Source organism: Microbacterium jejuense, assembly GCF_039544225.1.
Lineage (GTDB): Bacteria > Actinomycetota > Actinomycetes > Actinomycetales > Microbacteriaceae > Microbacterium > Microbacterium jejuense.
This window is the reverse complement of sequence record NZ_BAABLG010000002.1, coordinates 171,166-184,975: the sequence shown is the minus strand read 5'-3', so window position 1 is coordinate 184,975 and position 13,810 is coordinate 171,166. Positions and strand designations below refer to the sequence as shown.

Annotated in this window: 14 protein-coding genes; 6 read left to right on the top strand and 8 right to left on the bottom strand. The window is 68.8% G+C overall.

Going from position 1 to position 13,810, the window contains the following annotated elements; translation table 11 throughout:
• The first annotated feature begins 36 nt into the window (after positions 1-36).
• On the top strand, positions 37-405 hold the full coding sequence (locus ABEA46_RS03240; RefSeq protein ID WP_345542915.1) for a VOC family protein: 369 nt from the start codon (positions 37-39) through the stop codon (positions 403-405).
• 46 nt (positions 406-451) lie between these two features.
• Here the strand turns inward: ABEA46_RS03240 and ABEA46_RS03235 are convergent, their stop codons facing one another.
• From ABEA46_RS03235 to ABEA46_RS03225, 3 genes are all read right to left on the bottom strand, one after another.
• A complete protein-coding gene (locus tag ABEA46_RS03235; RefSeq protein WP_345542914.1) occupies positions 452-1,735 on the bottom strand; it encodes an HNH endonuclease signature motif containing protein in 1,284 nt (427 codons plus the stop codon).
• A 293-nt stretch (positions 1,736-2,028) separates the two neighbouring features.
• Positions 2,029-2,493: a DUF3817 domain-containing protein gene (locus ABEA46_RS03230; protein WP_345542913.1), complete on the bottom strand. Its 465-nt coding sequence runs from the start codon at positions 2,491-2,493 to the stop codon at positions 2,029-2,031.
• Between the two features lie 61 nt (positions 2,494-2,554).
• Positions 2,555-2,986 carry a MarR family winged helix-turn-helix transcriptional regulator gene (locus tag ABEA46_RS03225; RefSeq protein ID WP_345542912.1) on the bottom strand — a complete coding sequence of 144 codons (432 nt, stop codon included), beginning with the start codon at positions 2,984-2,986 and terminating at the stop codon, positions 2,555-2,557.
• Positions 2,987-3,009: 23 nt separating this feature from the next.
• On the opposite strand from ABEA46_RS03225, the gene ABEA46_RS03220 reads away from it, so the two are divergent.
• From ABEA46_RS03220 to ABEA46_RS03210, 3 genes are all read left to right on the top strand, one after another.
• Positions 3,010-4,119 (top strand): class I SAM-dependent methyltransferase, encoded by a 1,110-nt coding sequence (locus ABEA46_RS03220; RefSeq protein ID WP_345542911.1) that lies wholly within the window; start codon positions 3,010-3,012, stop codon positions 4,117-4,119.
• 312 nt (positions 4,120-4,431) lie between these two features.
• Complete coding sequence (locus tag ABEA46_RS03215; protein WP_345543110.1) at positions 4,432-5,904, top strand: NCS1 family nucleobase:cation symporter-1; 1,473 nt, start codon at positions 4,432-4,434, stop codon at positions 5,902-5,904.
• Between the two features lie 23 nt (positions 5,905-5,927).
• Positions 5,928-6,641 carry an aspartate/glutamate racemase family protein gene (locus ABEA46_RS03210; RefSeq protein WP_345542910.1) on the top strand — a complete coding sequence of 238 codons (714 nt, stop codon included), beginning with the start codon at positions 5,928-5,930 and terminating at the stop codon, positions 6,639-6,641.
• A 72-nt stretch (positions 6,642-6,713) separates the two neighbouring features.
• Here ABEA46_RS03210 and ABEA46_RS03205 read toward each other — a convergent pair whose 3' ends face one another.
• The 4 genes from ABEA46_RS03205 to ABEA46_RS03190 are packed head-to-tail and all read right to left on the bottom strand — an operon-like array spanning position 6,714 to position 11,046.
• Positions 6,714-7,907 carry a glycoside hydrolase family 1 protein gene (locus tag ABEA46_RS03205; protein ID WP_345542909.1) on the bottom strand — a complete coding sequence of 398 codons (1,194 nt, stop codon included), beginning with the start codon at positions 7,905-7,907 and terminating at the stop codon, positions 6,714-6,716.
• A 52-nt stretch (positions 7,908-7,959) separates the two neighbouring features.
• Positions 7,960-8,853, bottom strand: coding sequence for a carbohydrate ABC transporter permease (locus ABEA46_RS03200; RefSeq protein WP_345542908.1), 894 nt, complete (start codon positions 8,851-8,853; stop codon positions 7,960-7,962).
• Position 8,854: 1 nt separating this feature from the next.
• Positions 8,855-9,775: a carbohydrate ABC transporter permease gene (locus ABEA46_RS03195; RefSeq protein ID WP_345542907.1), complete on the bottom strand. Its 921-nt coding sequence runs from the start codon at positions 9,773-9,775 to the stop codon at positions 8,855-8,857.
• Positions 9,772-11,046, bottom strand: a complete 1,275-nt coding sequence (locus ABEA46_RS03190; protein WP_345542906.1) for an extracellular solute-binding protein — start codon at positions 11,044-11,046, stop codon at positions 9,772-9,774. The genes ABEA46_RS03195 and ABEA46_RS03190 overlap by 4 nt, the downstream gene beginning before the upstream one ends.
• 171 nt (positions 11,047-11,217) lie before the next feature.
• On the opposite strand from ABEA46_RS03190, the gene ABEA46_RS03185 reads away from it, so the two are divergent.
• Positions 11,218-12,210, top strand: a complete 993-nt coding sequence (locus tag ABEA46_RS03185; RefSeq protein ID WP_345542905.1) for a LacI family DNA-binding transcriptional regulator — start codon at positions 11,218-11,220, stop codon at positions 12,208-12,210.
• Positions 12,211-12,216: 6 nt separating this feature from the next.
• Here the strand turns inward: ABEA46_RS03185 and ABEA46_RS03180 are convergent, their stop codons facing one another.
• On the bottom strand, positions 12,217-12,582 hold the full coding sequence (locus ABEA46_RS03180; protein WP_345542904.1) for a PLD nuclease N-terminal domain-containing protein: 366 nt from the start codon (positions 12,580-12,582) through the stop codon (positions 12,217-12,219).
• A 170-nt stretch (positions 12,583-12,752) separates the two neighbouring features.
• On the opposite strand from ABEA46_RS03180, the gene ABEA46_RS03175 reads away from it, so the two are divergent.
• Entirely contained in the window at positions 12,753-13,793 is a 1,041-nt protein-coding gene (locus tag ABEA46_RS03175; RefSeq protein WP_345542903.1) for a hypothetical protein, read from the top strand.
• The last annotated feature ends 17 nt before the right edge of the window (positions 13,794-13,810 follow it).

Below are 13,810 nucleotides of genomic sequence, written 5' to 3'. Positions count from 1 at the left end.
CGGAGGGGACCCGCTTCACCGCAGAGAGGGAGAACCATGGACTGGAAGATCGAGCTCATCTACGTGCCGGTCACCGACGTCGATCGCGCGAAGGAGTTCTACGAACGGATCGGCTGGAACGTCGATCACGACCAGACCCCGTTCGAGGGGCTGCGCTTCGTGCAGGTGACCCCGCCCGGCTCGGCGTGCTCGATCGCATTCGGCACGGGACTCGGCAACACCCTGGAGCCGGGGCGCCAGAACACGATCCAGCTCGTCGTGCCCGACGCCGACGAGGCTCTCGCGCACCTGCGCGGCGTCGACGTCGATGCGCAGGGCGTCGACGAACAGGCATGGGGCCGCTTCGTGCAGTTCGACGACCCCGACGGCAACACCTTCACGCTGCAGCAGCTGCCGCCGCGCTGAACGACGGCGGCCGGCACCCTCCGCTGTGGGCATGTCGGCCGCCGTGTCAGAAGGGTGGCGCGGGTTCTGGTGCGGGTGTGGTGAAGACGGGGACGCGGCGTTCGGGTGTGACGAGGTATCTTCGCCCGGTGGGTGAGGTCCACTCGATCACCCCGCCCGATCCGGGGACCTGCCTGACCCGCCAGGCGGTGTTGTCCTTGATCAAGTGGTGTCCTCTGCAGAACGGGGTGTTGTTCGCCAACCCGGTGTGACCGCCGTCGGCCCACCGGATCTGGTGGTCGATCTCGCATCGGGAGGCGGGCATCACACACCCCGGTGCCATGCACCGGTCTGCCCGCCACTTCACCAACCTCCGCAGCGCCGCCGGGGGCTCATAACGATCCCGGCCGACGGAGAGCACCATCCCGGTCTCGGGATGGGTGAGCACCCGCATCCATGTGCCGGCCCCGCCGCACAGATCCCGCGCCCGCGAGAGCGGGATCGGACCGACACCCTCCACCACCGGAAGATCCCCCGAGTCGCCCCGGTCGTCGTCGAGCAGGCCGAGCACGGGGACCGTGACCACGACCTGCGCGCGGATTCCCGACACCACCGCCGGCATCGCCTCGGTGGTGCCGTCGATCAGCAGATCACACACCACATCGGCACGGAGCTGATCCAACGTCCGCTGGTCACCGGCCGTCTTGATCGCCTTGGCCATCGCCGTCACGCGACCCTCGATCGCGTGCAGCTCCACCAGCGGGGCGTGCACCCACAGATCGCCCATGCCATCCACGCCCGGCTCCACGACAATCCGCCGGCCCGCGACCGCGCGGACATACCGGTCCTCCAACGCCTCCGCCTGCGCCGCGGTGACCCGGGCCCGCAACGCCCGCCGGAACGTGCCCACCGGCTCCGCCTCGGCCAACGCCACCGCGTCGGCTACGAATGCCTCACTCGCCCCGTCCGGCAGCTCACCGAGCAGATCCACCAGCACCTCGGCATGCTTCTCGGTGATCCGGCCACCGGCCAATGCCTCCCACGCGGCCGGATACGACCGCACCAGCGCCTCAGCGACCACGATCAACCGGCCCGCCGCGTACTCGGTCACCCGCATCGCCGCGGCCAGCTCCAACCGGATCGACCGCTCCACCAGCTCGACCTCGCCCGCCCCGAACCGCCGCGCCTGCGCGACCTGGTCGCGGCGCATCGCGTCCACGCGGGCGTAGCGCTGCGCGGCGAACACCGACACCATCGTCGATGCCTCCACCACCAGATCCACCGCATCCGGCACCGGCGGGAACCAGCCCTCACCACCCTCATGGAAGGGAGGAGCGGCGGGTTGGGTCATACCTTCAGTTTAGAAGATCTGTTCGAGGACCACAAGATCCGAAATCGGTTCTGATCAGCTTTTTTCCGGCATCCACCCCTACCATGAACACCGACGCTCATCCGACGGGTGGGGCCCACTCGACCCCGCGAGCAGCCGGGAGCAACGGCATCCCCGAGGCTCCTCTGGCGACTGCGTTCGTCTCGCTGACGCTCGCTCGACGACCGAGCGGCTCACGTTGGGCGGTCGCAGTCGACACGACGGCGACCGGCATCCTCCCGTCGCGAGGGGATGCCGGCCTCCGAAGTCGCTCGTCAGTCCCGACCGCCTGGCGGGCCGATGATCAGCAGCACCGCGAACAGCGCCACGACGGCGAGCGCGATGAGCGCGCCGAGCACCCACGGGCGGCGCAGGAACCAGCGCATGAGGCTGTCGTACCAGCGGCGGTCGCGCGGGTCGTCGGTGGCATCGAGACGCCAGGAGCCCACCAGGCGCCCCGTGCGCTGCAGCCAGATCTCGACGGGGATCGTGGCGTACGGCACGATGGCGCTCGCGAGCGCGACGACGGCCGGCCAGACCCGCCAGCGGTTGTTGAGGGCGACGAGGATGGCGGTGGCCCCGTACGACAGGAAGATGAACCCGTGGATGCCGCCGCCGATGGTGACGCCGAGCGCCCAGCCGGTCGTGGCGCGGATGATCAGCCCGGCGATGAGGAGCGTCCACGAGATCGCCTCGGCGATCGCGAGCGCCCGGAAGAGGGAGTGGGGATTGCGGAACACACCTTCAGCCTAACTGAAACACTTTCAGGCTTGCTGAAGGTTCGCCGAACGGGGGCGCGGCTCAGCCGTGATCGAGCCCGAACGGCTCCTCGTGCAGACCCTTGAGCGCCGCGGCCAGCTCCGGCGCCCCCGACGCGAGGCCGGCGTCGAGCGCGGCGAGCCGCTGCTCGGCGGCGCGCAGCACCTCTCCTCCGCGATCGGTCACCCGGAGGTCGGACGCCGCACCGGCGTGCGCCGTCGCGTCGGCGACGAGCCCGTCGGCCACGAGGGACTGCACGGCAGTGTGCGCCGACTGCACCGTGACCTGCGATCGCCGCGCAAGCTCGCTGAACGAGATGCCCGGTGTAGAGCGGATGTGCGCCAGCAGACCGTACTTGCGCGTGGTGAGCCCGAGGTCCTTCAACTGGGCGCCGAGGTGGGCGTCCCACACGCTCGCCACGGTCAGGAGCGAGATGACTGGACTGAAGGGGCGCTCGGACGACACGCGCTTCATGCTAGCCCCGCTACCGTGGGACGGTGACGTCCCTGTTCGAGAGCCTGCGGCGCTGGCCCGATGTCGAGGCGCCGGATCTCGTCGCGGTGGATGCCGCCGACCGGCTGATCCTCGACGAGTCGGCCGCCGCGCGCGCCGTCGTACCCGACGGAGGACTGGTCGTGATCGGCGACGCGTACGGCGCACTCACGCTGGGCGCCGCGGCCTCCGGGGCCCGCGGCATCCGCGTGCATCAGGATCCGCTCACCGGCGAGCGCGCGCTCCACGCCAACGCCGACAGGCTCGGGATCGCCGACGCCTTCATGTCGCTGCCCCTGGACGCGGGACTCGTCGACGGCGCCGAGATCGTGCTGCTGCGACTCCCCCGCTCGCTCGACGCGCTCCGCGAGATCGCCGGGCTCATCGCCGCACATGCCGCCCGCGACGTCGTGGTGTTCGCAGGCGGTCGCGTCAAGCACATGACGCTGGCGATGAACGACGTGCTCCGCGGGGACTTCGCCCGGCTGGACGTGTCGCACGCACGGCAGAAGTCCCGCGTGCTGATCGCGCGCGAACCGGGACCAGGTCACGATCCGGTTCCCGCGTGCGCGACCGATGACGGCCTGTTGGTGTGCGCATACGGCGGAGCGTTCGCCGGCGCCGCGGTCGACATCGGCACGAGACTGCTCCTCGAGCACCTGCCGGCTGCTCTCCCCACCGGCGGAGCCGTGATCGACCTCGCGTGCGGAACCGGGGTCATCGCGACGACGCTGGCGCTGCGGCATCCCTCGCGCGACGTGATCGCGTGCGACCAGTCAGCGGTCGCCGTCGCCTCGGCGCGCGCCACCGCGACGGCCAACGAGGTCGGCGATCGTGTCGACGTCGTCCGCGACGACATGCTCGGTGCGCAGCCCGACGGATCCGCGGCGTTCATCGCGCTCAACCCGCCGTTCCACTCGGGCGCTGCCGTGCACCAGGGGATCGCACCGCGCATGTTCGCGGAGGCCGCACGCGTGCTGCGGTCCGGCGGCGAGCTGTGGACGGTGTGGAACTCGGGCCTGCAGTACCGGCCGACGCTGGAGCGCCTGGTCGGCCCGACGCGGCAGATCGCCCGCAACGCGAAGTTCACCGTCACCGCGTCGACGCGGCGCTGAAGGTTGACCGGGGGGCCGACGCGAGATGCCGGCTCCCCCGGTAGCCACAAGCTCGGGACTCGCGGCCGGGGCGCCGGACCGGGGCTCCGGCACTCTCCCCCGCCCTAGAGACGATGGGGAGCCGCGGTTATTACGCGACTCCGTCGATTCCGTTTCATTTCCACGATGTGGATAATGATTTCTTCCTTGTGGAATATCACGCTTCGTTCTTACACTTGTCGGGCGCCGCGACATCGCCGTCGCGCGGAATCGATGGAGAACCACGTGTCGGAACAGCTCACGAAAGAGCACGTCGCTCACACCGCGATCTCGATGACCGGAACGGTCCACGAGATCCCCGAATCGACGAGCCCCCGCCTGTACAACCGCGACCTCGCCCCCAGCAAGCGTGCCGGTCGCAGCTGGAGCGCGTACAGCATCTTCACACTGTGGGCCAACGACGTGCACAGCCTCGGCAACTACGCCTTCGCGATCGGGCTGTTCGCGCTCGGCCTCGGCGGGTGGCAGTTGCTCGCGGCCCTCGCGATCGGCGCGGTGTTCCTCTTCCTGCTGCTGACGCTCTCGGGCTTCATGGGCGAGAAGACGGGGGTGCCCTTCCCCGTCATGAGCCGCATCTCGTTCGGCATCTACGGCGCCCAGATCCCCGCGCTCATCCGCGGCGGCGTCGCGATCGCCTGGTTCGGCGTGCAGACCTTTCTCGCGTCGCTCGTGCTGCGCGTCGCGCTGATCGCCGTCTTCCCGGGCCTGCAGCCGCTCGACGAGGACAGCATCCTGGGTCTGTCGACGCTCGGCTGGATCACGTTCGTCGCGCTGTGGATCGTGCAGGTCATCATCGTCAGCTACGGCATGGAGATGATCCGCAAGTACGAGGCCTTCGCCGGACCGATCATCCTCGTGACCTTCCTGGCGCTGGCGATCTGGATGCTCGCCGAGGCCGGCTTCACGATCTCGTGGGAGACCGCGAACGCCTTCACAGGCGGTGAGATGTGGGCGCACATCTTCGGCGGTGCGGCCCTGTGGATCGCGATCTACGGCACGTTCGTGCTCAACTTCTGCGACTTCACGCGCGGCGCCACATCCAAGAAGGCGATCGTGCGCGGCAACTTCTGGGGCATCCCGGCGAACATGCTGCTGTTCGGCGCGATCGTCGTGACCCTCGCCGGCGCGCAGTACAAGATCGACGGCCGCATCATCGAGTCGCCCGCCGACATCGTGGCGGCGATCCCGAACACCGCACTGCTGGTGCTCGCCTCGCTCGCGCTCATCGTGCTGACGATCGCCGTGAACCTCATGGCCAACTTCGTCGCCCCCACCTACGCGCTCACGAACCTGTTCCCCAAGCACCTGAACTTCCGTCGGGCCGCGCTCATCTCGGCGGTCATCGGCCTCGTGATCCTGCCGTGGAACCTCTACAACTCGCCGGTCGTCATCGTGTACTTCCTGGGCGGGCTGGGCGCCCTCCTCGGGCCGCTCTTCGGCATCATCATGGTGGACTACTGGATCATCCGGAAGCAGAAGGTCAACGTGCCCGACCTGTACCGCGAGAACGCGACGGGCGACTACTTCTACCGGCGCGGCTTCAACCCGCGCGCGGTGTGGGCGCTCGTGATCTCCGGCGGGCTGGCGCTGCTGGTCGCGTTCCTGCCGGCGCTGTCGTCGCTCGCGGACTTCGCGTGGTTCTTCGGCGCAGGATTCGGCGCCATCGCGTACTTCCTGCTCGCGGACCGCCGGCGCCCGTTCGTGGACGCCGACGGCGAGGACATCGCCGTGGCCACCAAGCACTGATCCCCACCCGAGAGGACCCGCGCATGCGCATCCTGACCGTCAACGTGAACACCACGCCGTCCATGACGGACGGCATCGCCGATGCCGCCCGCCGGGCCGCCTCACCCGGCACCGAGATCATCGGTCTGACGCCGCGCTTCGGCGCCGAGTCGTGCGAGGGCAACGTCGAGAGCTACCTCGCCGCCGTCGCCGTGATGGACGCCGTGCGCTCGTACGCCGAGCCGTTCGACGCCGTCATCCAGGCCGGCTACGGCGAGCACGGCCGTGAGGGGCTTCAGGAGCTGCTGGACGTACCGGTCGTCGACATCACGGAGGCGGCGGCATCGACGGCGATGTTCCTCGGCCGTTCCTACTCGGTGATCACGACGCTCGATCGCGCGGTGCCGCTCATCGAGGACCGCCTGATCCTGGGCGGGCTGTTCGACAGGTGCGCCTCGGTCCGCTCGTCCGGCCTCGGCGTCCTCGAGCTCGAGTCGGACCCCGAGCGAGCCGTCGCCGCGATCGTCGAGGAGTCGCGCCGTGCCGTCACCGAGGACCGCGCCGAGGTCATCGTGCTGGGCTGCGGCGGCATGGCCGAACTCGAGCCGCGCGTGCGCGAGCAGTGCGGCGTCCCCGTCGTCGACGGGGTGCAGGCCGCGGTGAAGATCGCGGAGTCGCTGGTCTCGCTCGGGCTGCAGACCTCCAAGATCCGCACCTATGCCCCGCCGCGCCCGAAGCGCGTGAGCTGGCACCCCTGAGGCTGCCGTCGTACAGGAAGAGATGGTGGATGCCGGGCGCCCGGCATCCACCATCTCTATCTCGCACTCGTCTCAGGCCGCGGGGATCACGTTCCGCTGGGCGAGGTCGCCGAGCCACCCGAGGCTCGGCTTCGGAGTGCGGACGAACGTCTGGCGATCGACCGCGATGAGCCCGAACGTGGGCCGGAACGATCCCCACTCATAGTTGTCGAGCAGGGACCAGTGCAGGTACCCGCGCACGTCGCAGCCATCGGCCATCGCCGCGGCCATGCCCGCCAGGGCGCCCGTGGTGTAGTCGATGCGACGAGCGTCGTCGGTGGTCGCCATGCCGTTCTCGGTGACGATCATCGGAACGCCGCCGGTGACCTCGCGGGTGTGACGGAGCGCGTGGCCCAGCGCCTCGGGGTAGTACTCCCAGCCGGTGAGGGTGCGCTCGGTGCCCTCTGGCCACTCCTGCGGTCCGTAGCCGAGCTCGTCGTCGGTCGGGCCGATGATGGTCCGCAGGTACGACTGCACGCCGATGAAGTCGTCCTTGCGGGACTGCTCGAGGAAGAAGTCCTCGCGCCAGTACTGCCACTCGTCGCGCTGCTTCTCCCATCCGGGCACCGCCTGGAACACCTGGTTGGCGACGGTCCATCCCGAGCGGATGCCGCCGACACCGCGCAGCACCTCGGTCGAGGCGTGGTGCGCGTCGGCGATCGCACGAGCGACGAACGGGGACGGACCGGGGAAGTTGACGCCGTGCTCGGTGTCGATCCGCGCCTCGGTCTGATTCACCATCATGTTCGGCTCGTTGATCGTGACGACGAGGTCCACGTCGTCGAGGATCGTGGCCGCGATCTCGGTGAAGCGCCGGAACCGGTCGGTGCTCTGCTCGGAGTACCAGCCGCCGGAGTGGTCCCACCAGCGCGGGAAGGTGAAGTGGTGGAGCGTCACGATCGGCTGCACGCCGTGGTCGCGGCATGTGTCGATCATGCGCCGGTAGTGCGCGAGCTGTGCGCGCGAGACCACCCCCTCCTCCGGCTCGATGCGCGACCACTCCAGCGAGAAGCGGTACGCCGTCAGGCCGGCATCGGCCAGCAGGGCGATGTCTTCCGGGTAACGGTGGTACGAGTCGCAGGCGTCACCGGACGGCTCCGGGATCTGCGTGCCCGGCGCGTACTCGTTCTCCCAGTGTCCGGTGTTGACGTTGCCGCCCTCGATCTGGTGACCGGCGGTGGCCGCTCCCCAGATGAACCCCTCGGGTGCGGCGATGACACTGCTCATGAATGCTGATTCCTTTCTGTCGGCGATGTGATGTCGGTGGCGGGGATCCGGGTCACTTGATCCCCGTCAGCGCGATCCCCTGGATGAAGTGGCGCTGCATCGCGATGAACAGCACGAGCACCGGGATGACGATGAGGAACGACCCCGCCATCTGCAGCCCGAAGTCCGACCCGTGTCCGCCGGCCTCGGCCGAGAACAGCGCGAGCGACACCGGGAGCGTGTACATCGAGTCGTCCTGCGAGATGATCAGCGGCCACAGGAAGCTGTTCCACGACCCCATGAAGGTGAAGATCGCGAGGGTCGCCAGCGGCGCCTTGCACAGCGGCAGCACGATCTGGAAGAACGTGCGGAACTCCCCCGCACCGTCGATGCGCGCCGCATCCAGGAGCGAGTCGGGGATCTCGAGCATGAACTGCCGCATCAGGAAGACGCCGAACGCGCCGACCATCCCCGGCAGGATGAGACCCCAGTAGGTGTTGACCATGCCCAGGTTCGCGACCAGCACGAACTGCGGGATGAGGGTCACGATGCCGGGGACGAACAGCGTCGCCAGCACGACGACGATGATCACGTTCTTGCCGGGGAACTTCATCTTCGCCAGTGCCCAGCCGACCATCGACGAGAACAGCAGCGTCGTGGCGACCGTCACGGCGGCGAGGAACACCGAGTTGAAGAAGGGGCGCAGGATGTCGAACTCGAACAGCCACGCGCGGAAGTTGTCGAGCGTGGGATGCTGCGGCCACCACGTGACGGGGCGGGCCATGATCTCCGCCTTCGTCTTGAAGGCGCCGAGCACCATCCAGACGAACGGCAGGACCGTGGCGGCAAGGCCGACCGACAGGACGACCAGCACCGCGAGGTTGCCCCACCGGATGGGTTTGCGCGGCGGCCGGGCCGGCGACGGTTCGGCCGCCGCGACGGCGACCTTCTCGAGGGTTGTCGTCATGTCAGGTCCTCTGGCGGAAGAAGCGGAACTGGATGAGCGCGAGGATGCCGACCAGTGCGAACAGCACGTACGCGCCGGCGGCGCCGACGGAGTAGTTGCCGTACTTGAACTGGTTGTAGACCTGCAGCGCGATCGAGGTGGTGGACTCCAGCGGGCCGCCGTTGGTCATGACGAACGGCTCGTCGAAGAACTGCATGTAGCCGGTCGTCACCAGGATCGTGTTCAGCAGGATCGTCGGCATCATCATCGGGATGGTGATGCGGAAGAACTTCTGCACGGCGTTCGCACCGTCGATCGACGCGGCCTCGTTGACGTCGGCGGGGATGCCCTGCAGGCCGGCGAGGAAGATCACCATCGAGGCGCCGATGTTGCGCCAGATCGCCATGATCGTGATCGCGAGCAGGGCGGTGTTCGGATCGCTGAGCCAGTTCGGCCCGGTGATCCCGACCCAGCCGAGGATCGTGTTGATGACGCCCGTGTTCTGGTACATGATGCGCCACACGACAGCCACCGCGACGATCGTCGTGATGACCGGCGTGTAGTAGCCCACGCGGAAGAACGTGGCGACCCTGCGGCTCACCGAGTTGAGGAGCACCGCGAGCACGAGCGCCAGGAACAGCGTGGCGGGGACGCCCACGACGACGAACATCAGCGTGTTGAACAGCGCGCGCTGGAACGACGGGTCGGTGAGCACCGCGACGAAGTTGTCGAAGCCCACGAAGTTGACGTTGAACGGGTTGCGGATGTCGCGTGCCCGCAGGTCGGTGAACGACATCGCGAGCGAGCTGACGAGCGGGATCAGTCCGAAGACCCCGAACGTCAGGACGAACGGCGCGACGAAGACCCACGCGATGAGGGCCGAGCGGCGCCGCTGCGCGGCCAGGGAAGAGACCTTCCCCGGCCGCGCGCTGACGGATGTCACCACCCGAAGCCGATCTTGTCGGCCTGCGACTGGATCTCCTTCGCGGCGTCGGCTCCCGTGATCTCGCCTCGGGCCACCTGCTCCGAGTACTTGCTGATGAGATCCGAGATCTGCGACCATGCCGGGTAGTTCGGCGTGGCGACGGTGTTCGCCAGCTGCTCAGTCAGGGTCTTGGTCACGGGGTTGTCCTGGATCGGGGCGTACTGGCCGGCCGCGACGTTGGCCGGAAGCTCGCCCTGCAGGTCGTACCAGGCCTCCTGCTGGTCCTGCTCGCCCAGCCACGACAGCAGCGACCACGCCGCAGACTTGTTGTCGGATGCCGAGAAGACGCCGAGGTTGCCGCCGCCCATGTACTGGTCGTTGTTGCCGCCAGGGCCCTCGGGCGAGACGGTGTAGCCGACGGAGTCCATCGTGAAGCCCTCGGGTGCGGTGCCCTTGTCGATCTCGTCCTGGTAGATGTCGAGCATCCAGGGGCCCGAGATGAACATCGGCGTGCCGCCGTTCTCGAACGTCGCGTCGCTGTCGCCGAGCGGCGCCTCGCCCCGCTGGAAGAAGCCGCCGTAGTAGTCCAGGGCCTCGATGAACTCGGGGGTGTCGATCGTCCACGCGTCGCCGTCGGTCATCTCGCCGCCGGCCTGTGCGTCGAACGGCACGATGACCTGCGCCGGCTGTTCTGTGGGCTTGGGCAGGCTCAGCCCGAAGGTGCCGCCGGGGCGCGCCTTGAACGCCGCGGCCATCGCCTCGGTCTCTTCCCAGGTCGTGGGCGCCGAGAGACCGAGCTCGGCCGCGATGTCGGCGCGGTAGAACAGGAAGCGCGTCTCGACGTACCACGGCATCGCGTACAGGCCGTCCTCGCCGGTGGCCGAGTCGACGGCGGCCGGGTAGAAGTCGTCGGCGTCGTAGACGCCGTCCGGAACGCTGTCGAACGCGCCCATCCCGATCACTGTCGCCGTCTGGTCGGCGCCCGTCATGATGATGTCCGGCCCCTTGCCGGCCGCCGTCGCGGTCTGGGCCTTGGTGATGACCTGGTCCCAGGGCACGTCGGTGATCTTCACGCTCGCGTCGGGGTTCGCCTTGACCCAGTCCGCCGTGAGCTTCTTCAGGTTGTCGGCGTGGCCGCCGGCGGTCCAGATCTCGACGACGCCCGATGCCTTGCCCTCCTCTGCCGGGGCGGCCGACGAATCCTCGGCCGCGCCGTCAGCGCTGCGCCCGCATCCCGCCAGGACCAGGACCGCGCCGAGCGCCATCGCCGTGATCGCAGTGACTCGCATCCCTTGCATGCTCACTCCCTTGTGTGATTTCGATACGAAAGCTCGAAATTTCGTGCCTCAGGGTGAGACTATAGAGCGATCGACGGCCGCTCGTCCAGACGACACCGCGAAATGCGCGAGCGATCGTTACTGTTTCCGCTAACATTTTCGGAAAGTTGATCCGGAGGAAGAATGGCAGTCCAGCTCGCCCAGATCGCGACCGAGGCAGGAGTCTCCATCCCGACGGTGTCGAAGGTGCTCAATTCCCGTCCGGACGTGTCACGGGCCACGCGGGACCGGGTCGCCGCCGTGCTGGAGCGACACGGCTACGAGATCCGGATGCGGCCGCGGATGGCGACGGGGTTCCTCGACATGCGCGTCGTGAACCTCGATCAGGCGTGGTCGGAGGCTGTCGTCCGCGGCGCCGCCGAGGCCGCGAAGGTGAACGGCAAAGACCTCGTCCTCGCCGTCGAACCCGATCCTGTGGAGTGCGACGACTGGGTGATGCACGCCCTCGAACGCGGCTCCGACGGGCTGCTCAGCGTCGTCGCTGTGCCGAGCCCCGAAGCGCGGCAGCAGCTCGCAGAGGCGGGCATCCCGCTGGTGGTCGTCGATCCGCTGCACCGGGTGCCCGAAGGCACGTACTCGATCGCCGCGACGAACTTCCAGGGGGCCTTCGACGCCGCGCAGCACCTGCTCGAGCTGGGACACCGGCACATCGCGACGATCACCGGCCCCCTCGATCAAGACAACGGCATCGCCCGTCTCGCAGGGTTCCAGGCTGCTCTGCAACAGGCGGGCATGCCGGTCGACGACGACCTGATCATCCGCACTCATTACGGCGTCGATCAGGGGTACGACGCGACCCGGCTGCTCCTCACCCGCCAGACGCGCCCGACCGCGATCTTCGCCGCGAGCGATGACTCCGCGCTCGGCGCGATCCGCGCCCTCCGCGAGAGCGATCTGCGGATCCCCGACGACATGTCGGTGATCGGCTTCGACGACCTCCCCCACTCGTCGTGGATCGATCCGCCGCTGACGACGATCCGGCAGCCGCTCGCCCAGATGGGCAGCGCCGCGGTCGAGGCGATCGTCCGCGTGCGGTCGGGCCGGCACCCGGCCGCGCGCACGGAGCTGTCGACGACACTGGTGGTCCGCTCATCGACCGCGCCGCTGCGGGACTGAGACCCGTTACGCCCCCGATTCGCGGGCGTCGCGCGCTCTGCGGCGACGATCGAGTTCCGCGCGCAGCCGGTCCTCCTCGATCTCGCGTTCGAGGTCGGCGAGCTGCTGCTCCGTGGTGCGGGTGTCGCGCGGCATCGCCGGCGATGGAGCCGCGGCGGCCGGTCGCGGCGCACGCACCCCACGAGGCCGGTCCTCCGGATAGACCCGCCCGATAGTGAACCAGAGCAGCGTCCCGATGAGGGGCAGCAGGATGACGACGATCACCCAGCCCATCTTGGGGAGGTATCGCAACTGTGCCTCATCGCGGCGGATGATGTCGACGAGCGCGGCGATCATGATCGCCAGGAAGACCAGGGAGATGAGGACGGGCATCGGGGCCAGCCTAGGGGCCACCGGGCTCCGGTGCCTACGGCCTTCGAGGACAGGTCTCTTTCGCCGCTGACGCTGTGGGGCTACCGTGACGATGGATGGGGTTCTGGTTCCGGGACACTGGGGTTACGGAAATGAACGCACACGAGGGGCTGTTGCCCGCGTCTCGGCGAGTGTCTTCTGCACTGCTCGTGGCGGTCGCGATCGCCGTCACAGGATGCACCGCCTCGGCAGCCGGGCCGCCGCCGTCCCCATCCGTGTCGGCTTCGGGTGACGCCGACGTCGCACCGGCATCGGACGCCGACACGCTCGCCGCCTACGACTGGCGTGCGATCACCGTCCCCGCCTCGTCGTGCGACCCGGACGCCACCGGCGACATCACGTTGGTCGACGGCAAGGGTGAGCTGGTGGGCGACGAGTTCCACACCTACTCCGTCGTCGCTCAGCTCCCGCCCGACATCGGCGAGCTGGCGGAGGGCACCGCCGCCGTGCTGCGCCTCACCTGCTTTCTGGAAGGCGCGAATGCGCTCCCGCCGCTTCCCTTCGCGATCTTCGCGGTGGGTGACGACGGTCCCGAGCTCATCGGATTGCTGCACAACACGGACCTCGGGGTCTCCGCGTCCGGTTCGGCACTCGTGGTCGATGCCCTCGAGATCGTGGATGGGCAGATCGTCGTCACCGGCGCGTACCTCACCGATCAGGACGCGCATTGCTGCCCGAGCGGCGTCGGGTGGACATGGATCGCCGTCGTCCACGGCAGGATGGTCACGCAGGGGTACATCGCCGACGGCGCGCCACCCGCCGAGCTGCCCGCGCGAGGTGCACGCGCCGAGGGCGACCTCATCATCTACGACCCGCCCGTCGAGGTGCAGGAGCAGTCCGACCTCGAGTTGCTGGAGGGCGCGCCGCAAGACTTCAAGGACTTCATCTGGACACAGAAGCAGCAGAACGACGGGCCGGGCTGCGACAGCGTGATCACGGTGAGCAGGCTGCACCTCGCAGGGTTCGCCAGCGGTGGCGTGGGCTGCGATCCGCCGATGGGCGGGGCCGCGCTGCTCTGGATCGAGCGCGACGGGGCGTGGTCGGTCCTCCTCACGCACCAGGACACGCCTCCCTGCGACGTGCTCACAGCGGCGCAGTTCCCGGCGAGCGTTCTCGGTGACGCGCCGGAGTGCGCGGACGCTCAGTGGCAGCCTGTGCCTTACGCGCCGTGACCTCAGGTGCCGCGGGA